Here is a 24,096-nt window from a genome sequence, read left to right as displayed (position 1 = left end):
TTCAAATGCTCCATGCCCGTCGGAGGGGTTGTCGATTTTGTGGTCCGCAAGCATCGCAAAAAGGCACCCGCACCAGGGTGTGTGTCTGCAGGTTATAAGTGGACAATTCGAGCTCTACCAAAGTCTGGAAAGTGCTAGGAAAGGACTGGCGCGAGAGGATGCGCACCGCTTCCAGCGACACCATTGCTGCCGCCATGCGTAAAGCTGGAGGCGGCGAATCGGCGTTTACTACCATCCAAGGTGCAGCAATATTGCGCTTGAAGGCGAAGTACTCCGCCCGGTGAGGCAGATGACTTTCTTCGCGTAATTCCAAACAACGGAAACACCCTGTGTCACCTGGCACGAAGAGAGGACCTAAATCGATGCGATCCCCATCGAGTGCGACGCAAAGCCAAGGTTTCTCCAGCTCCAGGCAAAGCGCATTGAGTTGGGGAAATTCACGTAGACGGCTCAGGGGTTGATCAGCGCACATGACGACCAAGTCGCTCTGCCGCAACTCCTCGCCAAAGCCCGGATCATCAAATGCCATCAAAGGCAGAACCCTGGGTACGACTTCCCATCCATTGCAAGCGCGAGCCAATGCGCCCGCAACATCCGAGAGCGGAATCACCGACACGTCACCGATGCCTGATCCCATTAGTTCCCATGTCGCTGCAGCCGTGAGCTGCCCCCCTCCAACGACGACGATCCTACTCTGTCGGAGCCTATCCAATGGAATGGCTGGGTCGGTGCTGGCAGACCTGAAATAGTCGTGGAAGGGGTGATCCACGATCGGACCACTTTCTTCAGCCTGTTCTGTGTATTCGATTATCTGCAAGCTATGAAATTGACGTAGAGCGTCTTCGACGACGGCTGGGGGGAACTCTTGGCAGAGATCGGCACGCAACTGCACGAGCGGTATGGTTTGTCCTCGTAAGCGATCAAGCAAGGCATCACCAATCCGGCGCAGCAAAACCGAGCCTCGAATTTTGCGCAGGACGGTCGCTTTCTTGCCGATAATGAATCCATCGTCGGCTGTGACCGTCCATTGCAAATCGGATAGTCGGACCCTTACGTCGAACACCATATGCGAGGCTCCCTGTGGACGTCACGGTCGTGACTGTCCATTTCAGCTTCCGGTTGAATACTGGCAATAAGTTGGCGCGCTTACGATGAGCAGGTCGAGGTGGTGCTGCAGCGCACGAATACGATATCAAGCGGCTGCTCGTCGTCATTCAGTTCCACGGTCTCGATGGAAAGCTCGCCAAGTGTTGTCCCCGGCTCCGGGATGTCTTTGAAAATGAAAACTGCTGGATTCTCCTGATTTTCAGTCATATTTTCCGCTCCTCCGGAAAGACGCTGGTTTCGACTATGCAGTCTGGGGAAAGGTCACGATGTCGAGCTCGTGCAACAGCATTTCGTGAATACGATCATTGTTTCGTCCTCATCGCCGGCAAGCTCTATTTGCTCCAAGATGAGCACGCTCCCGCACTCATCCGGGCCGGCTACGTTTTTTTCGTCGTTAGACTCGGTCAAGCCGTCACTGTGCCCTATTGTCAAGATCGCCTCCCATTAGACGCGCGTCAGTTTGAGATGTTTAGCCTTGCTCTCGCGCCCGGCTGGCGACGTCATGAAGATCTCGATTTCGATCTCATTGTCATTCAGCACAGTATAGATGGTGCGATAGGGCTCAATGCCGCGTGACGGCTCCGTTGTTGAACCATACACGGCGAAGCTGTTACCGCTTACGACACCTTTTGACGTGGCAGTGGCGAAGGTTCCATATTTGTTAAAGCTAACTTCTTGGATGCTCACGCCGTCGGGGCCGAGGCCGAAGATGTGATTTCCTTCCCAGTCGCTGTCGTCCATTTTGCCATGCATGACCATGTGAACAAAACGGCCTTGGCACGCCAGGACGTGTGTAGAAGTGCCCTCCCACGTCTCCTTCTTGGAAAGATCATCTTCGTCGGGCCACACGTCAGCGCTCCAGCGAAAGTTGCCGGCAAATTTTGAAATGGGATGCTGAAGTTGCACATGCAGGGCCTTGGCTTGCGGACCCCACTCAAAGTTTTTCGTCGACATGTTATCTCCTCTTCTCTACGTGGTTGACGCTAAAGGTTCGTATTGGCCTACTAGCCGGATGGTGCGGTCATCATCATCCATTCAGGCGAGAAAAGTGGCGGCGATGTCTTTGTCGCCGTGGCCGGCTTTGGCCGTGCGCTGGAAGCGCGCGAGGCCGGACTCTGCGAGATCGGCACGAACGTTCGTCCCGGCCAGCGCCTCAACTACCAGTGCAGCGTCTTTCACGCCGTTTTCGATCGAAAAGCTGGTGGTGAAGTCGCCTTTCAGCATCGCCGCGCTCTTGACCTGGAAATAGCCGCTGTCGAGCGGACCGCCCGTCACGGCCTCGATCACCTGTGCCGGGTCGACGCCGAGTGCGCGCGCAATTGCCAGGGTCTCTGCGGTCCCGTGGGTAAGCGCAAAAACATAGGCGTTAAGAGCGAGCTTGAGCCGGCTGCTGGTTCCAGGCGTGTCGGATACCCAAAGGGTCCGTTGTCCGATGGCGTCGAAGATTGGTTGGGCGATATGGCGCTCACTTTCGGGCCCGGATGCCAGAATAACCAGCTTGCCCTGTTCGGCGGGTTGTCGAGTCCCCTGCACGGGTGCATCGTAGAAGATAAAGCCTTTCTCGGCCGCGAAGTCGGCCAAAGCTTCGATCGCTTCGAGTCCAACGGTGCTAAGCTGGAGCCATACTGTGCCCTTGTCGAGGCTCGGGAGCGCCGCCGCCATCACCTCCCTTGTGGCCGGACCATCCTTTAACACAGTTATGACAATCGTGGCCCCACGCACCGCTGCACTGATGTCTTCGAACGGTGTGACGCCGTCTGTGGCGAGTGCACGAGCTTTCTGCGCCGAGCGGTTCCACGCTCGCACTTCGAAGCCTTTGCGGGCAAGATTTCGTGCGACCGCTGCGCCGATAAGACCGGTGCCGAGCACCGCAACAGCGCGGGTAGATTGAGCGGGCTGGATATCTGTCATAAAGTGCTCCTGTTAAAGGTGGGAATTATTGAACTATCATTCCATAATTGATCAAAAAAGAGGACGATCAGGTCATCACAGCCAGTGTCTGATCGATGATTGTGATCAGCTTTTTGCGGTCCTGCGGCCGGGCGGATTTGGCTAGCACACGCAGACCTTGCACCGCATTAAAGACAAAAAGCGCTAGGCTGGCTGTGTCAACTTCTGGCCGGACTTCTCCCGCTGCCTGACTCCGTCGGATGGTCTCCTCAATACCCTGCATCAAAATGGTGAAATTCTCACGCACGAGGCCTGCTACGCGCGGGTCACGGCCCGCCATCTCGATCGCACTGTTGGTGGCGAGACAACCACGCTTCTCCGAGGAGGCTTCCATATCGGCGTTGATCATATTCATCATCATCTCGCGCAGGCGTCCCACCGGCGAACCATCCTGTCGGAGTTGGTCGACATGCGCCTGGCTGCACTTGCGGTAGCGAAGAAGAGCCTGTTCAAAAAGACCATCCTTGTTGGAGAAAGCCGCATAAAGACTACCTCTCCCCAAACCAGTGGCGTCAACGAGGTTTTGCGCCGAGGTACCCTCGTAGCCATTGCGCCAGAAGGTGTCCATTACAGCGTCCAGAACACGGTCCTCGTCGAATTCTCTCGGTCGGGCCAAAACGAATCCCCTTTATGGAATGACCGTACCATAACCAAATCTGCGTGTATGTCAATGGTTAACAATACGACCGCAGCACTACCCGTCACCCGAAATTGATGGCGGTGAAAATTTGAGATCGCAAAACATGCTGTTGCTCACGTTGCTTCGCAATATGCCCACAGGTTTTACAAACGACGACAGACAGCGGTGGCGCTCCCAGGTGTAATGAACGTATATATTCATGGCGTGAAGGAACGTTTGCTACAACTATAATTTCAATATTCCCGCAAGCCTGCAATGTGAAAATAATACAGCAATCTATACATGAAATCATTTGTAGTGTTTCTGAAACATGTCGCCTATGCCATCTCGGTGCTAATGGATTGAGTGTAATAATGTCAACAGTATAAATGTAAGAAATTTTTTGCCTTTGCGAAAATTCGTCTTGACTGTTAATGAACGTTCATTCCATAATGCAGCGCAGCATTGATCCAACGTTTCATGTTAGCAACCATAGGATGTTTGTGAGCAGGAAGCCGTCCGGTCGGAAGGATCTCAGGGCAATCGATGTAGCTCTAGCCTACTCAACCGCGAACGCAGCGTCCGGGTCTTCATGACCCGGCAGCGCCAAATAGTTCAGAAAATCGGGGGCGGCCGTGGCCGTCGAGCATTCGACAAAGAGTATATCGAATTCAGGAGATGGGCGTGAGCAACTTCTTAGGAAAACGTCTGCGGATTGGGATCGCCGTCCCTTCTACCAATACATCTGCGCAGCCGGAAATGGACGACATGCGCCCATTTGACGTAACAAACCACATCGCCCGGATCGTCATCGAAGATGACTCGCTGACGCATCAAGCGGGCTTCAACAAAGTAATCGAAGATATTCGCCGCGCTACACCCGATGCGGTTCGTAGCCTCCGCCATTGCGGCCTTGCGGCTATAATTGCAGCGGTATCGCCGGACGGTTACTGGAAAGGGCGAGAAGCTCATCTCGCCCTGCATCGGGAACTGACCGTCGCCGGCGGCGGCCCCAAGATCATCACAAGCGCGGACGCCATCACTTCTGCCCTCGAAGCACTTGGCGGCGTACGTCGCATCGGCTTGATCTCGCCCTATCTGGAACTCGGCGACGAGCCGGTCTCCCGCTTTTTCGCCGATAGCGGGATTGAGGTCATCGCCACCCACGGTTTGGGCGGCCGCACTCCATCAAATATTTCTCATGTCACCTTGGCGGATCTCAGGGATGCTGTAGTCAACGTGAACCGCCCAGAGGTGGAGGCCGTGGTCCAAGTCGGCACCAATGTACCGATGGCGGCTTTCGCCCAGATGGCGGAAAACTGGATTGGCAAGCCTGTGCTTTCCAACAACGCCGCTCTGTACTGGCACGCATTGCGCAGTTGCGGCATATCCGATCCAATTCCGGACCGTGGAGTGCTTTACGAAAAGCATTAAGCACCTTTTCAGTCGAGCCCCGAGCTATTCCACAGTCAGCCTCGCTGTCTTCGATGACCATTTACATGCGATCGCGATCCGATTGCCCACTGCTGTCGCATCCATTGTGTAACAATCGTTCCATATCCCGTTGCCAGGAGCCGTCCATGACCACCTTACAAAGCCTCTCCACGTCCCTCCAACCGCACGAACTTGACGCGGCTCACCCATTAGCGATGCAGTCTCCGACATCGCTCGTAGACCTCCTGCTTCGGCAAGAGCGCTGCAGAAGCGACGATATTGCCGTGTGCGACGACTCAAGCGCTTTGCGCTACCGCGATCTGGTTAAGAATGCCGCGGCTGTGGGAGTTGTGCTGAAACGAGTAGGGGTTGGCGGGGGAAGTCCGGTCGGCCTCTTCGTAGAATCCTCGATAGATATGATGGTGGGACTCTGGGGCATTCTGTTTGCCGGCGGCGCCTATTTGCCGCTTGGCGCGGATTATCCGGTTGACCGGCTGACATATATGATCCGCGATGCCGGCATCAAGGTAATCGTTACGCAGGAAAAGCTTCGCAAGAAGCTCGCGGGAATGATCCTTCCAGACCTTGTGGTCGTCGCTCTCGACGGTCTGCCCAACGCTGATCCTGACGAAGGCACGGATGCCGTGGGTGCGCCAGAACTGCTCGGCACCGAGCTTGCCTACATAATCTACACCTCGGGTACGACGGGCGCCCCGAAAGGCGTCGGCATTTCCCAGGCAGCAATCCTCAACCAGCTGACCTGGTTGCAAAACGAGCAGCATTTGTGCGTGGGGGAAATTATTCTTCAAAAGACGCCCGCAAGTTTCGATGCCGCACAATGGGAATTGCTGGCGGTATGTTGCGGAGCGCAGGTCGTCATGGGACGTCCTGGCGTTTATCGAGACCCAACGGGGATTATTGAACAAATCCGAAGCCATCGGGTCACCATGCTGCAAGGGGTTCCAACGCTTCTCCAGGCGCTCGTCGACATTTCCGAATTCGGTTCCTGCACGACACTGACCAGTATATTCAGTGGCGGTGAGGCTCTAACCCGAAAACTATCCAGTCGTGTTTTCGAGGCGCGACCCGGCTGCCGTCTTGTCAATCTCTATGGGCCGACCGAGTGCACCATCAACGCCACCGCCTACTCCGTTGATCCGACGACCGTCGACGACGCGCCGGACATGATACCGATTGGGATGCCGGTCGCGAATACGACCTGCCACGTCCTGAACGAAGCGCTTATAGAGGTGAGCGACGGAGAAGTCGGCGAACTTTATATCGGCGGTCCGCAGTTGGCCGAAGGATATCACGAGCGCGACGACCTTACCGCGCAGCGCTTTATCCACTGGTTCGACAGCTCAAAAGGCATCCCGTTGCGCCTCTATAAAACGGGAGATTTCGTACACAGGAACAAAGACGGCGTGCTGGTGTTTCAAGGGCGTGTCGACAACCAGGTCAAGTTTCGCGGCTACCGCATCGAACTCGACGAAATCAGAGTTGCGATCGAAAACCATGATTGGGTCAAATCCGCCGGCGTTTTCGTGAAACCCCACCCACGCACCCAACAACCGATGCTCGTTGCCGGTATCGAACTCAATCCGCGCGAAGCGCAACTGATGGATCAGGGCGTTGCGAGCGCACATCACAGAAGCAAAAAGAGCCGCCTGCAGGTCCGAGCCCAGCTTTCCGACGGCGGTTTGCGCAGCACCGACGAACTCAAGAGCCATCCTGCGATCAAGCTTGCCGGTACGAACACGACTGCCGCCCAACGCGCGTTCGCATTCGCCCGCAAGACGTATCGCTTTTTCGAAGGCGGAGACACAACGGTTACAGACCTGCTCTCACTCCTCGCCCAGCCGGAACGGGAAGCTGCCAAGGCCAACGGCCCTGACGAACTGACCGCTGAGACGCTTGGTCATCTATTGCGCCATCTCGGTCGGTTCACCAGCACTGAGCGCTTGCTGCCGAAATTGGCTTATGCCTCGCCGGGCGCACTCTATGCTACCCAAGTCTATCTGGAGCTGTCGGGCATGGCCGGCTTGGATGCCGGATACTACTATTACCACCCCGCAAGGCACGAACTTGTCCGGACGAAACCGCGGGATGCCACCGACAGACCGCGTATGCGCTTTCACTTCGTCGGCAAGATCAAGGCGATCGAGTCCGTGTACAAGAACAATATTCGCGAGGTGCTGGAATTCGAAACCGGTCACATCCTTGGTTTGCTCGACCATGTCTTACCCCAGTACGGCCTTGGCGTCGGCGCGGGTTATGCCGATCCGGGCGCCATGCCGTACCTCGATTGTGCAGAAGGCCACATCTATCTCGCCGCTTACGATATCGTCGCAAATGATGAGCGACAGACGCAGATTGCCGTAGACTTCTTCCTACAGGCCCACGGCAACCGGATAGAAGGGCTTGCACAAGGGCAATATGCCTATCGCGACGGCGCCCTCGTGCCCTTTTCTCCGCATATTCTTGAAGCGCGTCACGTCATCGCGATTAACCAACGTGTTTATGAACGTGCCAGCGGGATGATTTCGATGATCAGCCGCAGCGCCGAAAGCTGGCACGCCTATATCGACCTTGGACGCGCCTTACAGAGGCTCCAGCAGAACGAACAACGCATCGGCACCATGTCCTCGGGCTACAGTTCCAAGTCCGGCAACGATCTCGCCGCCGCCGTGCGGCTCCGCGACATCCTCACGGAACGTGGGCTGAAAGCGGACGTCTGCTATTCGGCGGTGTTCGGTAAGGTCAGCGCTGCCCAACAGACGCATGAGGGTATGCACGAAGACACTGTTCATATGGAGGGGCCCGCCGAGTTGATCCGCAAGGATCTTCAGACGACGCTGCCCGACTACATGGTGCCAAGTAAGATCGCCCTGATCGCCAAGATGCCCCACAGCGCATCAGGCAAGGTCGATGTGAACGCTCTTAAAGCTCTCCCTGAGTTTCAGGATGGAGACGCCGAACGCGAAGTGGTCATGCCACGCAACGAGACTGAAGAGCACCTAGCCCGCATCTGGAGCGAAGAACTCGACGTCGAAGACCTTTCGATACACGACGACTTCTTTGAGATCGGGGGCGACTCGTTGCAGGCGGTGCAGCTGGTGCTCAGCGTCAACAATGCCTTTGGCGTAGATCTGCCGGTCCAGGTGCTGTTCGAGGACTCGACGATCGCGGACCTCGCGCGGCGACTGGATGCCAACGGCCCCCGCCACACGGTGTCGCGCGCCGTTACCCTCAAAAATGGCAGTGGTAAACCCATCTTCTGCTGGCCGGGCCTCGGCGGATATCCGATGAACCTCCGCCATCTCGCCAATGCCCTCAACACAGCCCGGCCTTTCATCGGCGTGCAAGCGCTCGGCGTAAACGCAGGTGAGAATATCTGCCACTCTATCCATGAGATGTCCCTTCGCGACACGTTGATGATGCGCGAGATGCAGCCAAAAGGGCCCTACACGCTGTGGGGTTATTCCTTCGGTGCTCGTGTCGCCTACGAGACAGCCTGGTATCTTGAGCAAGCCGGTGAAGAGGTTGCCGAACTGATCCTCATTGCTCCCGGTTCTCCCCGGCTACCGGGTGGTGACCCGGTTCGCGGCGACTTGGCAACCCTGTTCCGCGATGCATCCTTCCTGACCATCCTCTATTCAGTCTTTGCCCAGACGATCGCACCGGAGCGGGTGGCTCCAGTGATTGCGACGGTTCGCGATGAAACGTCTTTCATCAATTTTATCGCGGCCGAAAAGCCCGAACTCGACATCGGCGTAATCACAAGGATCACGAGGCTCGTCGCCCAAACCTATACGCCGGAATACGGATTGCAGATGAAAGAGCGGGAATTACTTGCGCACGTCTGCCTGTTCAAGGCGCGAGGCGACGATCTCTCCTTCCTCGAGCAGGCGATCGGGACACTCAGACAACCTGCCAGCGTCGTCTCCCTCTCGCCGGACCATTACGAACTCCTGAAACAGAGCAGGGTCGTAGAACTTGCACAAGCGATCCGGCGGCACGCACCTGCCTGGCAACGCAGCCATTCGCAACGGCTTTCGCTTGAGGAAAGTGTATAAACCTATGCCGCACGTCATCATCAAATATTTCGACACGGTACTGACGGATGCGAACAAGGCAGCGTTGGCCGATACCATCACCCGAACCCTGACTGATGTCCTCCGCTGCGCTCCCGATGCCGTGTCGATCGCATTGCGGCCTGTGCCTCCGGCAGATTGGAACGAGGCCGTCTTTATCCCCGACATCAGCCGCCTTAGCGCGGAACTTATCAAAACCCCGGATTATGCGGGGCTGCCAGCCTCGAAGGACGAAAGAAAGGATCCTAGCCATGTCTGATCATCTACGGAAAGCTTCGCCAATATTGTTATCGATCGCGATTTTCCTAGTCTCGATCAATCTGCGCCCGGCCGTTGCTGCCATCGGTCCACTCGTCTCAAAGATCATCGGGGATACCGGGATCAATTCCACCGCGGTAGGATTGTTGACTATGATCCCCGTCTTTCTCATGGGCGTTGGAGCCATCTATGTCCGACAGGTGCGTGCCGCGCTCGGCGAGCGTGGTGGAATTGCCCTCGGAGTCCTGATCGTTGCCGGTTCCAGCATAGCACGCTATTGGCTCCCCTCTGGATCGGGACTGCTGGTCACCGCTGCCGCAGCAGGCATCGGGATTACCCTCGTTCAATCGCTTATGCCAGGGTTTGCCAAGCGAAACTTCGGCAGCTCGACAAGCCGGGTAATCGGCCTTTATTCGACAGGCATCGTTGTCGGCGCATCGATTGCCGCCGGCACCGCTGCCGGGATCAGTGATGCCATAGGCTGGTCCGGCACGCTTGCCGCATGGAGCGCCCCCGCGATCGTCGCGGTGCTGCTTTGGGGAGTTTCCTCCCGTCATGCCGCAAGCGAAAGGGTCGTCAACGCGCCGATCGCAGGGGCACGCTCGCCGTCCTTCTGGCGCAACGCCCGATGCTGGTCCCTTATGATATTCTTCGGTGTCGGCACGGGGGCCTTCATGCTCGCCATGGCTTGGATCCCGCCGTTTTACCTCGAGCAGGGCGTGGGGCGAGGCAATGCCGGCCTGTTGCTCTCCGTGCTCACCGTCATAGAAGCAGTGACCGCTCTTGGCGTGGCGGCCTTCATTCATCATTTCCCTGACCGTCGCGGCCCGCTGGTATTTTCCCTTCTGGTCACCGCACTGGGCTTTGTAGTGCTCCATGGATGGCCCGTGGAACTTGCCCACGCAGCCATGGCTTTGCTCGGCGTTGGCATCGGTATCCTGTTTCCGCTGTCGATCATCGTGGCAATTGATCATATCGATGACCCGACGACCGCCGGAAATTTCACCTCCTTCGTTCAGGGAGGAGGTTACATCCTGGCAAGCTTTGTCCCGCTTTTCGCAGGTGCAGCACGTGATTCACTGTCGGATCTCAGCCGTGTCTGGCTGGTCATGGCGGTTGGTTCGTTGGCGATGATTGTGCTAGCGGTGCGGTATTCGCCGGAAAGCTACAGGCGCTTCTCCACATCGCTACGCCAAGCATCGACTTTTGGCGTGGCAGAGGTAACGCGTTACTAGGCGCAAAACTTCGGGGGATGATATGACCGACGTACTGATCCGATCGTCTTTGCTACATCCAGCCGCTCGTCCGTTGATCGATGGGCTTATGCGGGAACCTGATCTCCGCTATGGCGAGATCAGCCATCCGGATGGCAATCGTTCCGAAATCATGGAATATCCGGAGGCCGTGTTTTTTTCGCCGCTTGGCGATTTCCTCCCCCTGCAGCGCGACGGCCAAACCATCACCGGCCGGGCCTTTCTGAGCCATGACGACGAAACGGAAGAGCTGAAGCGGATATGGACACATCCCTCCATTCGGCGCCAGGGCCTAGCACGCCGTGTCGTGCTCGCGTTTGAAGAAAACGCTGCGTTACTCGGATATACCCGAACCTATCTTTCGACGGGCTTCCGCCAGAGGCTGACTGTAACGCATAGCCCTGGCGGCAAATCATCGAGTGTTGCGGATTTCGCCATGGGCCTCATCATAGCCTCGACACGCAATATCCTCGCCATCGACCGCTTTGTGAGGCAAAGTTGCCGGACAGGGAATAGTGCCGTCAGCGTGACAGCGGTTCGGGGCCTAGTCGGCTCCGACTCGGCATCTACGGTTTCGGTGCCGTCGGACGCAAGATCCAGGCCGAGGATTTCGGCTCTAACCGCTACGGCAAGCTCACCGGTAACGCCGAGAGACTTGTCCGTCGGCGGATAATATTCGGCGGTCAGAGGCTTTATGCCGGTCAGAATCTCCTGGACCCGGTTGGCTGTTTCGGTTTCAGTCATGATGTCCCACGTAGTTCCTTACTTGTCCCAAATTCTGCGCGCCTGGCGACGGCCACAGCAGCGGTAGAAACCTACAATCGACGGCTGACTAACACTTTTGCGAGTAGCGATCTGGGTCACGTCCAGCCGCGTCAGTTCCCCGGCAGTGCCGGAAAACATTTGGAGGTAAAGCATGTCCCAGGGCGAGTCGTTCATCTTTTACACCTATGGACGTGTCGACAACGGCCGTGACGACCGCTGGGCCAATACAGATATTCCGGAGACCTTCTTTTACGACGAGGATAGTGCGCGCGAAGCGCTTCGCGAATTACGCGGAGATATTGAGAGCGAACCGGGGAACAGATGGTGGCCGATGCAGCTGGAGAAGATCGAAACCCTTCCCGTCTCTAGGGAAAGCATTTTTGCTCTACTGAATGACGGTATCGGCGCGTTTGTAAATAACTATGAGATCCTCGATATTATCGATTGATAGCCGCTGTATTGGACGGGAGGGGAGCACGGATGCGCACTGATCACCTCGGGTGCCAGGAAGCAGTCGCTTTCTGACTGCCGGCGCAATGCAACGCAGTGCTTTCGATTTCAGACAGTCCATATGGGTTGTCCTCCAAAAACGATGATGCGGTGTCTGGCGCATACTCGATACTATTGGCGAAGTCCGCACTTTTGGTCTCGACGAACGCGGAAATCCCTGATTCTCTGGGCATTCCAATGATTCGAGGAGTCGCTGCTGCCAGATCTTTCAGTCGAAATCCGGAGTAAACGGTGCAGATTGCCAAGTCTGCTTTTCCGCGAGGCTGTGTGCTGATGGTTTTGCGCGACGCTCTGGGGCCGATCTTCGATGACCGACAATTCGTGGCGTTGTTTCCCATCCTCGGTCAACGTGCCAAAGCGCCCTGGCGCCTGGCGCTTATCACCTTGCTACAATTCGCGGAGGGTCTGTCCGATCGGCAGGCAGCGGACGCCATGCGAAGGCGGATTGCCTGGAGTATCTGCTGGGCCTGCCACTTATACCGGCTATCTCAGTAGCCGCAGAGTTTTGCTGTTGCCTTGTTCCCGTCCTCAACTGGAGAGTTTTCGCAGCGCAATCCGCCTGCCTCCTGCCGACACCGTGATCTCTAACTGGTCTGCGTAACATCCCGGATGTTCCGCAGTCGAAGTGCGGCAACGTTTTACGCCAGCCCTGTGCCTGGGGCTGTCATAGAGGATACCGGCGCCACCGGTTGCGGGCACCTGCTCGCCGAGCGCTTGCGAAGCCGCATAGTTGGGGCGACAACAAGAACAGTGTAAAAACCTGCGCTAAGATCGAACGTACTGTGAACGTCATGCGGCCCGCAGCAGTCTCCCGGGGAGCCGTAGAGATCTGAAGCCGAGAGCGGGAAAAAGCCGGGGGTTACGCTGCCAGGTTGAGCTTTGCTTGTTTGAGACGGCCGTCGGCGACGGCGGCTCGGACCTGCAGGACCCGATGAGCGCCAATCGGCGACCAACGCATCTGTCGCTTCTCATTCATGCGGGCATTAACGAGACTGTTGGCGGCACTTTCAGCCGGGGAACTGGATATGGGCTTGCCTGACCAATATCGCTGGCAGTAGTTGACAATCGAAGCCTTGTTCTGGACCAGATAGGTGCGAAGATTGGTGATCAGCTCATATAGGCGCCTAAGCTTGTTGGTGGTGTCGCGCGCGACGTCGCGAAGATAGATGTTCAGATCTTGCAGATGTCTGATGCCCTCCCAGGCCTGTTCGATGTGCCGAAGCCGCATTGATAGATGGAACCAGTCAAGAATATGCGTCACAGGCTGGCGCGTTGCGCTTAACACGATGTTTTGCAGTCCGATCTCTCCGTCACTGAAGACAGTAACGTCTCGACCTGGAAGCCACCCTTGTGCGCGCATCGCCGCGCGAACGACATCGTGCTTGCCGGTGGCAATATTAGGCGCAGCAGCAAACTGGCGCGGTAGCCGGCCCTCCGCAACAACCCGTCCCATGGCGATCTCGAAATGCCGGCTTTGATAAGCCGGGAACTGCGCGAATATAAGCGCCATCAATGAAAACAGAAACGGCAGATTCGCCAACTCGGCTGATACGATAGAGGCTTGCAATGTCCCACTTTTCGATCTGATCGGCGACCTTGGCGAGCCGTTGACTGACAGTCCGGTGGTTATGTCGATGTGTGGTCGATTCAACCGGCACAAAGAGGTCAAGCACTCGGGCTGCTTCTCGAAAGGATAGCCGAGAGCCCAGTTCCGCCTGAATTCGCTCCAATTCTGGTGTTGCTCTTCCATTCAGCAATGTATCGAGGCTTGATGTGCCCGAATCTTGCGCCCTTCCGCATGCACAGCTGTGCCACCGTGGCACGCGCGCACAACAAGGGCCGAAGAGCGAGTGGATCGTACGGGATCTGTAGTCATGAACCGTCCGGAGGCCATTACAGTCGTGGCATTTACGATCCTGCCGGCCGGCCTGGTCGGCCTGAAATTGGGTCAACCCGCCTTGTAGACGCCGCTGTATCTCCTTGCCTTCTTCCAGAGAAAGACCGAAATCGCCGAGACGAGCCCCTTCGACAGTGCGTTCGACACTGGAAATCTCAAGACGCTGCGAAACGCCATCCCCTCCAACAAGCTCGACCCAGATGTTCATTTTCAATTGCGTTGTCAACGAGTGCCCTTTCCAAAAAGCACCCGACTATCCGAAGACTCTTACCCCCAAGTTTTTCCCGCTCCCCACCGAGGAGATGAAAGAGCGATTTAGGCTTGGCAGTGGCCCGTCCGTTCAAAAGACCCGCTAGGCTCGACCGGAAGAAAGTCGGCGTCCCCTTCAGGACGGGATGTTGGCTGCGCTGAAGCTCCTGGTAGGTCTTCCCCCGTTCGGGCGGCCATCCCTGACGCTCTCGAAACGGCGCCGATGAGAGGCGCTATTTCACTGGCCGGTGAAAGCCTGCGTTCTGATATTCCAGATAAAGCTAAGCCGGCCTGTGATGGTCATCGTCCTGGAAGACGAGACGGGGATCGCCAATCTCGTGGTCCGGGCAAAGAGTGTTAGAGGCGAACCGTGGCGCCGTCCGGTAGGCTAGCATGATGGCAGTGCGGGGGGTGTATCCTCGGGATAGCGTTGCAGGTTTGACCCGTCCCGCGCGCCCTGGAAAGTTCTTTAAACGTGAGCTTCTCGATAGTGGATATATCGGTGTCGGGCCTTTCTGCATTGGTGGTATCGACAGTTTGGTTTAGTTACTCTCTCGAAAATGTCGCGAGAGGGAAGAATGTCGCTCAGTCACAATCGCCATAAGAAGCTCATCGAGATGGTCCAAACGGACGGCGAAGTCCGGATCCGTGATCTGATGTTGCATTTCAATATTTCAGAGGAGACCGCACGACGGGATATCAACCAACATCGAGCCGCAAAATGCACCTATCCGGCGCTCGTCGGACGCCATGTCTGTTGCGGATTTCGCCAGTCAAGTCCGGACAGGAGATAGCTCAGCTGTGCCGAGGAGATCGTCACGGCGCCGTCCGCGACCTTCGGCCAAATGAACCTGCCGCGCTCGAGCTTTTTCGTAAAAGTACAGCTGCCCTGGCCGTCATGCCAGATCACTTTCAAAAGACCACCACTGCGACCCCGAAAGCAAAACAAATGTCCACCGAACGGATCCTGCTTCAAAATCTCCTGGACCTGCAACGCCAGACCGGGAAAGCCGCGCCGCATATCCGTATAGCCCGTCGCAAGCCATACCCTAACCCCGTTTTCAATCGGAATCATCGCGCCGCCAGCACATCAAGGACACGAGACAAGGTGGCCGTATCAAAGCCCGTTCCCACCCGAACGCTCCGGCCATGGCCGACATGGATTTCGATTGCACCGGGGATCTGTCCGACGATGTTTGCATCCCGAAAGACAGGCACCGCAGCCGCGACGTTAACCGGGACAAATCCGATTGCCGCCTCGACCTTTTCGACCACACCAAGCTCACGTCGCCATCTGTACACCAACGACCGATCAAGGTCATGGCGACGGGCAATATCCGTCACGCTGGCGTCGCCTCTCAACGTTTCCGAGACGATCGCTTCCTTAGCGGCCTGCGTAAACTTGCGTCGCCGAACACTACCGGCCAAAATCTCAAGACGGTGAATAGACACGTCGTTATCCTCGTGGTTTGCAACGTGGCGAAAGCGCTCACCTCACGAAAACAACGGGAATTCCTCAATTAAACAAGGCGGTCCTCGGCGCAGGGGTACTGATCAGATGAGGTTCAGAAAGAACTATGCGTGGATGTCGGATGTCGCCATAACCCCGGAAAATTCCAGCTCCTGCCGGCCCAAAATCGAGGTGCACTTCAAAGTGGGCCAGAGTGTTTCTGGCGTAATCGCGAAATTCGGCGTTGTGTGCCTCCGTAGCGGTCTGGTTATCAGGCGTACCGACAAGTCCGGAAAGTGGTACCTGACCGTCACGTAGCCAGCAGGCTTGCTTACCGGATCTCCCTTCACTCGGTCTACAATTTCTACAGGTAGAATGAAGAGCGCAGAGGGTTGGGAATTTTATTGCCGTCGAGGACGAACGTCTCCTCTGTTGGGGCCGAGGGTATTGCGCTTTCGCGCGAATCGGCGCTGCACTCGTCCCAAAAGGGAAGCATCACAGTGGAGCAGCCATCGCCGCCGGCACCGACTGAGAGGTCGTGGTTAGTAGCACGGGTGTGCCGGTAATCGATTGGCATGACTTATTCGTTGTCTGCTGGCTGAAGGCGGTCGTCAAACGCTGTTGCAGTGTCATTTCGCCCCCAGCCGCAACGACCCAACTACGGTGAATTCACAGTATTGCCCAGGCCAGCAATATGTCTAACCTCCGATGCCGTCAGAGCTTTATTCGCACAGGAGAGACTAATGCAGATGGCTCCCATTCTTACGCTCTACACTTACACCACCACCGCCCATCTAGGCGAGGGACGCTGGAACGATCGCGACCGGCCCGATCAGTTTTTCGAAGACGTAGAATCGGCCAGGCGCGATTTGCTGGAGGTGCGTGCCGAGATTGCGGAAGACGAGGAACCAGTGCCCACGGCTATTTGCCTCGAAAGAATCGAAACGGTTCCCATGACGGAATCGGCGATCTTAGCGTTGCTCAATGACGGGATAGGCGCCATCGTCCACCACTACGAGATCATCGAGACGATCGATGTGGCTTAGTTTCGATAGAGGTTACCTGGCATGCTGAGAGGTTGAGGGGAAAAGCCGCCTTTGTCCCCGCGGATTTCCTAAAGAGTTCGGATCGGGTTTATCGCTCGCGCTCGGTTCAATTCCGATATGATCAACTTGTGCAGCGAGGCTGATACTACATCCACATCGTTCGCTTCACCGCTGCGGACCGTGATGTCCCGGCGGCTGGGTTGCGATCACCGGCACGTGTTCGCCCAGCGCAACGCGGTGGCACAAAGTGGTTCTTTTTTCGACTATCACGTTTGCAGTTGCGGAGTTTTCATGTCTTTAAATCGATTGACATGCCTTGTGGTTTGTGCGACGCACGAACATACTATCGGAGTGCGTGGGGAGCAAATGCCGGTTCTCCACCTCAAACACGCGTCCAAACAGGCGGGCTCCATGACTTATCTGATCGGCATCGATGATGGTGGTGAAGCGAGTTGCCGTGCAGTCGTCGCAGGCTTGGGCCTGCCGCGTCGTCGGCCGATCCAGATCCGGCCCAACAAACATTTTTTCCGAGCTAGGCGCTGCCGTGCCGAACATTTTCCGGGCCCCTCGCGCAGCTTTCGTGGAACTGGACCGCGATCCAGCTGGCAGGTACGCAACATAAGCGGTCCTCCGGCTCGCCGTGGACAATATGGGCGACGCCTCGATCATACGCAGCAGCGGCTGCCGTTTGAACAAGCGCAGAGTAGAACTGATGGACTTCTGGCATATTCCCGCGAGGCCCCTATTGTCGAAATTTCTCAAGCGGCCGACGTAGTTGGCCTCGACCCCGCCATGTTTCTCGCCATGGCACTGCTGCCTCTTCTCCGGCCGGCACCCGATCCTTTTCCGAAACCGCAACCGTTCGACATAACCGACAGGAAACGAATGGAGATTAACGACTCGAAATCGCCACCCTCTATCCTCTGCGAACTTCTAAGGGGTGTAAGCACCAAATCGATTTTTGATGCAGCCAACATGACGTTTATGAATGGCCCTAGGAAAATGAATATGGCTATGGATGCGATCAGCATAATTGTCGTAAGTGTCCCACACACGGGGTTGAGCAAAAACAGCGCGCGGGGTTTTGCCCTCGATCAGTTTGCAAGGCATCAAGGTTATCCATCGTTTGCGGAATGGTCTGTGCATTGCTTTGACCAGGCACTGCAGATTTCAGGGGAGGTTCGCGAAAAGGATTCTATCGACGTTGCAGAAAACAGCAATGAGAAACCTGAAGGGCTATTGAGCACCTTTGGGTACGAGGTTGTCCTCCGCCTCTGGAGAACAGAGGAAAACAACTGACATGGATTAACGCGCCAGTTTCGGCGAACTTGGTGGCCAACGGGCCGCGGTAGCTCGCAGCGCAGCAATTGGAAACCGAACATTTTCACCCTGATCGCTCACATCTGGGTTTGCGGAGGGAGCTCAAGGAGTGGCGGCGATGGCCCATCTGTCGTTGCAGTTCAACGGCAGTGCGTCGACCGAAGTTTGCCGCCAGATGCTAAACACCACGATGTCCTTTCATCCATAGCATGAGAGCAACCGGCCACTAATGTGACTGCCGGGCCGATGCTGCCATCGAAAAGAGTGAGCGACTTAGTCGCAAGGTCCCTTGGCGGCTTCGATTGACCAGTTCTCGCAGATAGCCGCCGGAATTCGACACAGAGCCATTGGCACTGCGTTCAGCGGTAAGCGCCAACGCGACGATCGCGAGATCCGGCCCAAGCACCTCCACGGCTTCCTGATAGACTTGGGGATTGATATGGCACAGTCGGCAAAGAAGCCCACCGGACGAGCGGAACACCGCCCAATGATTGAACACTTCCGGCACCATCTCGGACAGATGGACAAATGCCGACCGCAATAGCGGCAATGAAACGTTGACAATGTCGTCGCCCGGCTCCGCCGATTGCGTTCTTCGCTTGATTTCTGCAGAAGCATCTGAAGGCTTATTTTCATAAGCCATCGCGCCGATGGCGCGAGACTCATTGATGTATTGCGCGTCAGCGCAATTCCGCTGATCACTACAAGATTCAGAATGTGGATCGTCAGCTGTAGTTTGTAGAGGCCGAAATTTCGCCAGCGCGGTGCTAGAATCTCGGCTGTCATAGAGGGCTTCGAGGAGTTCGGCTGCTTCGGCGCGCAGGGCCTCAAGCGCGTCAACGACTTCTGCCGATTCGAGCGATCCCTGCGCACGCCGCTCAAGGAGCCGGTCAAGGCGTGCCAGCAGCAAATTCCACTCTTCATCGAGTGATCCCAACTCCCGCCTCGCCGCCTCAATGATTGCCGCCATAGACCTTCTTAGCAGAGTGCGCCGATTAGAGAGGCTCTTGCACTGTCTTGCTTCAAAGTCTGCTGCGTCCGCGAGATCGAGCAACTCGCTATAGCGGGCCGCAATCGGCGATAAATTGATGCCATAGGCCTCGACGATATGGCCATGTTCACTGCGACGGCCGCCTCGTTGGTAAGTCGGATGGTCCGAATAGCAAATCAATCCAGCTTTTACTAATCCAGCGAGATGATGTTTTAGCGTCGAAACCTTTATGCCCAGCCGTCGCGCTAATAATTCGTTCGTAGGCCAAACGATCGGAGAAATCTCGGTGTCGGTCCAGTCCACGGCCTTGGAGAACGCAAATAACTGGTCAATGAGCGCAATTTTCGCGGCCTTAAGTCCGATTGCCGCAGCATAGCGTTTTGCCACCTGCAGCGCCTGCGTTCGCGAAGGACGGCACATACTGGATCTGCTCCGATGATCGCTTCGGTAACGTGTAACAGCGCGATCTGTCTGAAGGCTGGCGGCCGTTACTCGCCGGTTAGCATATGCACGACTGGAAATTGGCATGCTTTTCATTCGCGTCCCCTTCCAAGGACACGGCAGCAGAAAATCATTCGCCAAAATAGCGTCACTGCTTGACACCGATATCTTTTACGGAGAAGATCACCTTACTTCTTGTGGGTGATTTCCCTACATTCAAGCATTGAGCTTTGACGGATCGACCTCGAAAGCGCCAACTTTCGAGGTCTTTTTCGTTTTGCCGTGCGCTGTCCTTTCACATCGTCAGTCGAATCACAGTGATCAGTCGATGGTGTAAGTCGTTGATATTGAAGCTGTTCAATTAAGCGGTTAAACGACACCGCTTAAATGATAAATATACCAAACAATGCGGTGAATACAAGCAAGCAGCTCCCGTCCTCCGCTTACGGAAGCAGTGACGGTTGGGTTTCAACAGCGTGCATTTAGGGGGTTGTCATGTCCGCGATCACCTGGCCTGTGACGTCGAGGTGAGCAGCATGGATGGCTTTGACAGCGTCTGGCCGAATACTGAAGATCTTAGCGGCCTTGCCCTTACGAACAGACGCCGCATGTCGAACTTCAATGACACCTCTGTCTTTCATCGTTCTCGCCAGAACGGTGATTTGCGAGGTATGATTGTCCGTACAATTCGCAATAGAACTGGCAGTCGGTTTTCGGCCGGCTGCAATCTCTGCGACGATGGCCCCGATAAAACCGACCTGCCTTAATCGCGATGCTCCGGTATCACCTGGAAAACGCGACGCAAGAATAACGGCGAAGAGCTTATGAAGGTCGTCCGTCGACATTACTTCAGCGCCGTCTACCCTTTCAGCTTTCGACTCGGGCTTTAGCCCGCTCTCGGAGGACTCGATCCCGGCGGTCTCATCAGCAGCTTTTATCTGCGCTACGACGAGCTTACCCAATACGACCGGAATTCTTTCCTCAACCTCAGCAGCGAAACGCACGACCCAATCGTGTGCTTCCCGCGGCAGGAAGACACGAGACTCCGCGAGATGATCACCGAGCGATTTGGCCCACCAGGCCCGACGATAGGCATTGTATTTCTCACGTGATGTCATGATGATCGTGAAGCCGAGGGCGCGAGGAGAGTAAGTGGATCGAACGGGCACAGCCGCTCTTCGACTTCATATAGATCAGACGTTCGGGCTGCAAGACAACGGCTATTGCGCGGAACGATATGGCTTATTCAGGATGAAGCCAGAAGGTGGTTCTCTTCCTCAAAATCCGACGTGGATTGCTCAAGAGCAGCCTTGAGCTTGATGAGCGCTCCCGCAAGAGCATCCGGATCATTCGCCTGTCCAAGGCCAATCGCATCTTCGGCCATACCGACGACTTTTCCCATCGTTTCCTCGGCAGAAGAAACCTCGAAATCCAGCCGGTTCGTTTCATCCTCCTCGGCATCGAAACTATGAGTAGGAGCTGTGCTGGACGGGGATTCCGTTGCCACATTCACGCTGACGGCGCTACGTGCATCGGTTGTCGAGGATGAACCTGAGCCCGGTGAGAAAAATATCTCCTCGGGCTTCGCCCTTTCGGCAAGTCGCAAAGCGATGACAGCCCACCGGGCCTCTGAAACTGCCTGGCGCAGCGGCCAGACCGACGCCAGCGCTAGCTTTCGCGCCCGCGATTCCTTGCTGCCGCCAAAGCGTCCTGTCACCCCTCTGACGTTGCCAATTGTCTCGGGCACCGTGCGCAGCCGAAACAGAAGATCGGCGGTCGGCTGATCCCCGGTAGCGGAGATTGCCGATCTATATCGATGCATAAACAGAGCAGGTTCGACAAACACGGCTCTCGCATGCTCGAGCACGATCATCTCGTGGTCAGCGGCCTTGAATTGCCGCTGCTCATTCTGAGTTGCATGCGATTCGGTGATGAGCTCCAGCGGCTGGGCCACGAATAGTGGCCATTCGGTTTGAATCCTGAGCTCCGGGATCACAAGCTCGCTCTTCCATGCTTCAACTCCCCGACGCCGCGCTATGAACCGCGCGTCGCTGTAAAAGTTCAGCTTGTTCAGGATCGCGCCGTAACCGCTGCGCACCTGCAGGATCGTCTTATCGTCATCCAGGCGCTGGATAGAGCCCGGATCCATAAGTGGCACGGCCTCGAACCGTCCGGACGACGCATTCTTTGCCAAGAGCAGACCAGTGTGTCTGCCCCAGCCCTCGCGCGCCTCATATTTGCGCCCGAGATTGTCAGAGATGATTTTCGCGGTGGCGTCATCGCCGACCGCAATACTAAGCTTGACATCCATATTGCCGAGCAGGGCGTTCCGCGTCTGCTGGCCATAACGTTCGTCGAGCTGTGGAATGTTTTGTGCGATAAGCGCGATCGTCAAGCCGTAACCGGCGACCAGCGGTGCTCGCTTGATGATTTCCGGCAATCGTTCGAACTGGTAGAACTCGTCGAGCATCATCAGGATCGTGTGGGGCTCGTCCTTGCCTGGAAGCGTCCTCAGCATCACGTCGTGGACCTGCTGGATCAGAAGCCGAACAATCGGCTCGACCGTCCCGAAATCTGAAACCGGCGCAGCAATGAACAGCGAAAATGGCTTGCGACGAAGGTTGCGAATGTCGAAATCGCTCTCCGAGCAAGCCTCCGCCATCAGAAGATTGTTGAAGGGGGCAAGCGCCGTCGTGACGTGTCCTTCGAAGGAAGGACGCTGTTCCTCGTCACGTCCGAGATGCTGGCGAAAGCTGCCGACAATAAACTGATCGAGATCGGGCTCATCGTTGATGATGTCCTGGAGCACGGATGAGAAAGAGCGGCCGGTCGAGAACATCCGCAACACGGAGCGCAGGTTGCGACGACCCTCCATGGTCCCCGATTCCAATGCATATCCCAGTACGCCGGCAAGCAAGCCGCGGGCAGTCTGTTTCCAGTAGCCATCCTCCCTTTCTCCGATGGGCAACAGCGTCGCCGCAAGGTTGACAAGGTCCGTGGAACGCTCCGGCCACTCTCGAACAAAATCGAGCGGGTTCCAGCGGTGCGAGTGAGCCGATCCGGGCGCAAAGACATAACATTGCTGTCCGATGGCCAGGCGCGCCGGCCCCGTAAGCGAATAGTTTTCGAGCTTGACGTCGAGCACGATCACCGATCCCTCATATTCAAGGAGGTTCGGCATGACGAAGCCGCGGCCTTTGCCTGAGCGGGACGGACCGTTAACGAAGAAATGGCTGTCACCACTATAGCGGACGTCTACGGCTGAACTGCCTTTGCCGAAGGTGCCGAGCAGCACCGACTTGCCAGGTTTACCGCTCAGCAGCCCGGCGCTCTTGAGATCTTTGAGCGTTGCAAAGCGGGAGCCGTCAGCCGGCGGTCGGACTTGCCAGGGCCGCTTGACGGCGAGTGTGATCCCAACAGCGACGGCAGCACTCAGCACCAGCGTCGAGACCGTTGCGACAGAAATCAGCTTCGTGACAGTCGGATTTCCAAGATAATACCAGGCTTGTTTCGCCGGCATCAGCACGTCGCCGCCAGTAAAACTCTTCCACATGGTCGAGCTCTTCAGCATCAGGTACGAAGCAGCCGCATAACTGCCCGACCAAACGTAAAACGCGGCGCCAACGCCGATGGAAGAGCCTGCGATCACGACTGCGGCCTTCTTAAGGCGTCTCATCGACCGCTCCATTTGCTGAAATAGATTTCCCGCACGCCGCGCTTCATGGTGGCGGGATCGCGAGCCACCTGGATGACGACCGGAACGACGAAGCGCACGAACTCCATCAGCTCCGCCTTCGTCAGTCCGAGCCCTGCCTGCATCGTCGCCATGGCGAGGCGCTCAAAGGCGCCGCGCGGACTGTCGGCATGGAGGGTCGATAGCGACCCTGGATGGCCGGTGTTGACCGCCTGCAGGAAACTGAAGGCTTCGGCGCCGCGAATCTCGCCCATGAAGATGCGGTCCGGACGGAGACGCAACGCTGCCTCCAGGCACTCCTGGATCGTCGTCCGCGCCCTGCCCTGTCCGCCTTTTGAGGTGACGAGTGCCAGATAGTTCGGCTGTGAGGGTTTTAGCTCCCGCGTGTCTTCGATCGACACCAAACGTTCCCACACTGGCACGTCTTTCAAGAGGCCGTTGAAAAAGGTCGTCTTGCCGCTCGATGTCCCCCCGGAAATCAACATGGTGACGCGATTTTCGACGGCAAAACGCAGCCATCCGCGGCGTGCCGTCGGCGACGGATCCACTAGGCGTGCGATCAACTCCTGTTCGAGATCGCTCAATTGCTCGCCGGCCGCTAAGCCGGCCCCGGTCACCCGGACGCCATCGAGACCGCCGAGCGCGACATAATCATCCAGCGTCATGTCGCGGATCACCTGTTTGCGGATCGCGAAGGCGCCGCCCAGAACCGCGACCGGAGAAAGCACCGCCTGGAAGCGCTCGCCATGGGGCATGGCAGCGGACAAAAGCGGCGTCTCCTCGTTGACGCTTTGCTGCGTCGTACCGGCAATCATCTGCGCCAGCGCCGTGATCGCCTTTTCGTCGAGCGCTGGCACGTCGTAACGGATCATATGATGGCTTTTGACGCTCTCGATCCAGATTTCTCCAGGTCGATTGCACATGATCTCGATCACGGCTGGATCCTCCAACCAGCTGCGGATCGGCTGAGCAGTCTGCCTGATATAGATGGGCAGGCCGTCCCACATGGATTTTGAAT

At 56.6% G+C, this 24,096-nt stretch carries 20 protein-coding genes and 3 pseudogenes; 10 read left to right on the top strand and 13 right to left on the bottom strand.

Features of this window, described 5'->3' with window-relative positions:
* Nucleotide 1: 1 nt before the first annotated feature.
* The 5 genes from CCGE525_RS37435 to CCGE525_RS37420 all read right to left on the bottom strand — a co-directional run bounded on the left by CCGE525_RS37435 (nt 2) and on the right by CCGE525_RS37420 (nt 3,625).
* On the bottom strand, nt 2–1,066 hold the full coding sequence (locus CCGE525_RS37435) for a TOMM precursor leader peptide-binding protein (RefSeq protein WP_120709312.1): 1,065 nt from the start codon (nt 1,064–1,066) through the stop codon (nt 2–4).
* 80 nt (nt 1,067–1,146) lie between these two features.
* Nucleotides 1,147–1,314, bottom strand: coding sequence for a hypothetical protein (locus tag CCGE525_RS38720; protein ID WP_162950464.1), 168 nt, complete (start codon nt 1,312–1,314; stop codon nt 1,147–1,149).
* Between the two features lie 237 nt (nt 1,315–1,551).
* Nucleotides 1,552–2,061 (bottom strand): DUF1579 family protein, encoded by a 510-nt coding sequence (locus CCGE525_RS37430; RefSeq protein WP_120709311.1) that lies wholly within the window; start codon nt 2,059–2,061, stop codon nt 1,552–1,554.
* 81 nt (nt 2,062–2,142) lie between these two features.
* A complete protein-coding gene (locus CCGE525_RS37425; RefSeq protein ID WP_120709310.1) occupies nt 2,143–3,018 on the bottom strand; it encodes an NAD(P)-dependent oxidoreductase in 876 nt (291 codons plus the stop codon).
* 67 nt (nt 3,019–3,085) lie between these two features.
* Entirely contained in the window at nt 3,086–3,625 is a 540-nt protein-coding gene (locus CCGE525_RS37420; protein ID WP_120709309.1) for a TetR/AcrR family transcriptional regulator, read from the bottom strand.
* A gap of 735 nt (nt 3,626–4,360) precedes the next feature.
* Between CCGE525_RS37420 and CCGE525_RS37415 the strand changes: the two genes are divergently transcribed.
* The 7 genes and pseudogenes from CCGE525_RS37415 to CCGE525_RS37380 all read left to right on the top strand — a co-directional run.
* Entirely contained in the window at nt 4,361–5,110 is a 750-nt protein-coding gene (locus tag CCGE525_RS37415) for a maleate cis-trans isomerase family protein (protein WP_120709442.1), read from the top strand.
* Between the two features lie 215 nt (nt 5,111–5,325).
* The gene (locus CCGE525_RS37410) at nt 5,326–9,186 is read left to right on the top strand and encodes a non-ribosomal peptide synthetase family protein (RefSeq protein WP_120709308.1); all 3,861 of its coding nucleotides are present in this window, start codon (nt 5,326–5,328) and stop codon (nt 9,184–9,186) included.
* A 4-nt stretch (nt 9,187–9,190) separates the two neighbouring features.
* The gene (locus CCGE525_RS37405; protein ID WP_120709307.1) at nt 9,191–9,463 is read left to right on the top strand and encodes a tautomerase family protein; all 273 of its coding nucleotides are present in this window, start codon (nt 9,191–9,193) and stop codon (nt 9,461–9,463) included.
* A complete protein-coding gene (locus CCGE525_RS37400; RefSeq protein ID WP_120709306.1) occupies nt 9,456–10,697 on the top strand; it encodes an MFS transporter in 1,242 nt (413 codons plus the stop codon). Before CCGE525_RS37405 ends, CCGE525_RS37400 begins: the two co-directional genes overlap by 8 nt.
* Before the next feature lie 22 nt (nt 10,698–10,719).
* The gene (locus CCGE525_RS38715) at nt 10,720–11,388 is read left to right on the top strand and encodes a GNAT family N-acetyltransferase (RefSeq protein ID WP_162950463.1); all 669 of its coding nucleotides are present in this window, start codon (nt 10,720–10,722) and stop codon (nt 11,386–11,388) included.
* Between the two features lie 243 nt (nt 11,389–11,631).
* Nucleotides 11,632–11,928 (top strand): hypothetical protein, encoded by a 297-nt coding sequence (locus CCGE525_RS37385; protein ID WP_120709303.1) that lies wholly within the window; start codon nt 11,632–11,634, stop codon nt 11,926–11,928.
* A 293-nt stretch (nt 11,929–12,221) separates the two neighbouring features.
* A pseudogene (locus tag CCGE525_RS37380) lies at nt 12,222–12,443 on the top strand (transposase); the annotation flags it as partial.
* A gap of 75 nt (nt 12,444–12,518) precedes the next feature.
* Here the strand turns inward: CCGE525_RS37380 and CCGE525_RS39455 are convergent.
* Together CCGE525_RS39455 and CCGE525_RS37370 are read right to left on the bottom strand one after the other, a co-directional pair.
* A pseudogene (locus CCGE525_RS39455) lies at nt 12,519–12,722 on the bottom strand (RES domain-containing protein); the annotation flags it as partial.
* Nucleotides 12,723–12,849: 127 nt separating this feature from the next.
* A pseudogene (locus CCGE525_RS37370) lies at nt 12,850–14,113 on the bottom strand (ISKra4 family transposase).
* A 583-nt stretch (nt 14,114–14,696) separates the two neighbouring features.
* On the opposite strand from CCGE525_RS37370, the gene CCGE525_RS39665 reads away from it, so the two are divergent.
* A complete protein-coding gene (locus CCGE525_RS39665) occupies nt 14,697–14,930 on the top strand; it encodes a DeoR family transcriptional regulator (protein ID WP_342637477.1) in 234 nt (77 codons plus the stop codon).
* Here CCGE525_RS39665 and tnpB read toward each other — a convergent pair.
* Nucleotides 14,864–15,211, bottom strand: coding sequence for an IS66 family insertion sequence element accessory protein TnpB (gene tnpB, locus CCGE525_RS37360; protein ID WP_120709301.1), 348 nt, complete (start codon nt 15,209–15,211; stop codon nt 14,864–14,866). The genes CCGE525_RS39665 and tnpB overlap by 67 nt on opposite strands.
* A complete protein-coding gene (gene tnpA, locus CCGE525_RS37355; protein ID WP_120709300.1) occupies nt 15,208–15,588 on the bottom strand; it encodes an IS66-like element accessory protein TnpA in 381 nt (126 codons plus the stop codon). The genes tnpB and tnpA overlap by 4 nt, the downstream gene beginning before the upstream one ends.
* A gap of 747 nt (nt 15,589–16,335) precedes the next feature.
* Here tnpA and CCGE525_RS37345 point away from each other — a divergent pair.
* The gene (locus tag CCGE525_RS37345; RefSeq protein WP_162950462.1) at nt 16,336–16,632 is read left to right on the top strand and encodes a hypothetical protein; all 297 of its coding nucleotides are present in this window, start codon (nt 16,336–16,338) and stop codon (nt 16,630–16,632) included.
* Nucleotides 16,633–17,043: 411 nt separating this feature from the next.
* Nucleotides 17,044–17,931 carry a hypothetical protein gene (locus tag CCGE525_RS38710; protein WP_162950461.1) on the top strand — a complete coding sequence of 296 codons (888 nt, stop codon included), beginning with the start codon at nt 17,044–17,046 and terminating at the stop codon, nt 17,929–17,931.
* Between the two features lie 247 nt (nt 17,932–18,178).
* Here CCGE525_RS38710 and repC read toward each other — a convergent pair whose 3' ends face one another.
* The 4 genes from repC to virB11 all read right to left on the bottom strand — a co-directional run bounded on the left by repC (nt 18,179) and on the right by virB11 (nt 24,085).
* Nucleotides 18,179–19,471 carry a plasmid replication protein RepC gene (gene repC / locus CCGE525_RS37330; RefSeq protein ID WP_245472543.1) on the bottom strand — a complete coding sequence of 431 codons (1,293 nt, stop codon included), beginning with the start codon at nt 19,469–19,471 and terminating at the stop codon, nt 18,179–18,181.
* A 395-nt stretch (nt 19,472–19,866) separates the two neighbouring features.
* Nucleotides 19,867–20,553 (bottom strand): hypothetical protein, encoded by a 687-nt coding sequence (locus CCGE525_RS37325; RefSeq protein WP_245472534.1) that lies wholly within the window; start codon nt 20,551–20,553, stop codon nt 19,867–19,869.
* A gap of 77 nt (nt 20,554–20,630) precedes the next feature.
* The gene (locus CCGE525_RS37320; protein ID WP_120709440.1) at nt 20,631–23,060 is read right to left on the bottom strand and encodes a type IV secretory system conjugative DNA transfer family protein; all 2,430 of its coding nucleotides are present in this window, start codon (nt 23,058–23,060) and stop codon (nt 20,631–20,633) included.
* Nucleotides 23,057–24,085 (bottom strand): P-type DNA transfer ATPase VirB11, encoded by a 1,029-nt coding sequence (gene virB11 / locus CCGE525_RS37315; protein ID WP_245472532.1) that lies wholly within the window; start codon nt 24,083–24,085, stop codon nt 23,057–23,059. The genes CCGE525_RS37320 and virB11 overlap by 4 nt, the downstream gene beginning before the upstream one ends.
* Between the last annotated feature and the right edge of the window lie 11 nt (nt 24,086–24,096).

Origin of the sequence: Rhizobium jaguaris, from assembly GCF_003627755.1 — a bacterium.
In the GTDB taxonomy this organism is placed as follows: domain Bacteria; phylum Pseudomonadota; class Alphaproteobacteria; order Rhizobiales; family Rhizobiaceae; genus Rhizobium; species Rhizobium jaguaris.
This window is presented reverse-complemented; position numbering and strand designations above follow the sequence as displayed.

Bases quoted from the DNA above. Each gene is read 5' to 3' on its own strand.
- tnpB (WP_120709301.1), bottom strand. From the start codon at position 15,211: ATGATTCCGATTGAAAACGGGGTTAGGGTATGGCTTGCGACGGGCTAT.
- CCGE525_RS38710 (WP_162950461.1), top strand. From the start codon at position 17,044: ATGACTTATCTGATCGGCATCGATGATGGTGGTGAAGCGAGTTGCCGT.
- virB11 (WP_245472532.1), bottom strand. From the start codon at position 24,085: ATGTGGGACGGCCTGCCCATCTATATCAGGCAGACTGCTCAGCCGATC.
- repC (WP_245472543.1), bottom strand. From the start codon at position 19,471: ATGCCAATTTCCAGTCGTGCATATGCTAACCGGCGAGTAACGGCCGCC.
- CCGE525_RS37385 (WP_120709303.1), top strand. From the start codon at position 11,632: ATGTCCCAGGGCGAGTCGTTCATCTTTTACACCTATGGACGTGTCGAC.
- CCGE525_RS39665 (WP_342637477.1), top strand. From the start codon at position 14,697: ATGTCGCGAGAGGGAAGAATGTCGCTCAGTCACAATCGCCATAAGAAG.
- CCGE525_RS37425 (WP_120709310.1), bottom strand. From the start codon at position 3,018: ATGACAGATATCCAGCCCGCTCAATCTACCCGCGCTGTTGCGGTGCTC.
- CCGE525_RS37405 (WP_120709307.1), top strand. From the start codon at position 9,191: ATGCCGCACGTCATCATCAAATATTTCGACACGGTACTGACGGATGCG.
- CCGE525_RS37345 (WP_162950462.1), top strand. From the start codon at position 16,336: ATGGCTCCCATTCTTACGCTCTACACTTACACCACCACCGCCCATCTA.
- CCGE525_RS37410 (WP_120709308.1), top strand. From the start codon at position 5,326: ATGCAGTCTCCGACATCGCTCGTAGACCTCCTGCTTCGGCAAGAGCGC.
- CCGE525_RS37320 (WP_120709440.1), bottom strand. From the start codon at position 23,060: ATGAGACGCCTTAAGAAGGCCGCAGTCGTGATCGCAGGCTCTTCCATC.
- CCGE525_RS38720 (WP_162950464.1), bottom strand. From the start codon at position 1,314: ATGACTGAAAATCAGGAGAATCCAGCAGTTTTCATTTTCAAAGACATC.
- CCGE525_RS38715 (WP_162950463.1), top strand. From the start codon at position 10,720: ATGACCGACGTACTGATCCGATCGTCTTTGCTACATCCAGCCGCTCGT.
- CCGE525_RS37430 (WP_120709311.1), bottom strand. From the start codon at position 2,061: ATGTCGACGAAAAACTTTGAGTGGGGTCCGCAAGCCAAGGCCCTGCAT.
- CCGE525_RS37420 (WP_120709309.1), bottom strand. From the start codon at position 3,625: ATGGACACCTTCTGGCGCAATGGCTACGAGGGTACCTCGGCGCAAAAC.
- CCGE525_RS37435 (WP_120709312.1), bottom strand. From the start codon at position 1,066: ATGGTGTTCGACGTAAGGGTCCGACTATCCGATTTGCAATGGACGGTC.
- CCGE525_RS37400 (WP_120709306.1), top strand. From the start codon at position 9,456: ATGTCTGATCATCTACGGAAAGCTTCGCCAATATTGTTATCGATCGCG.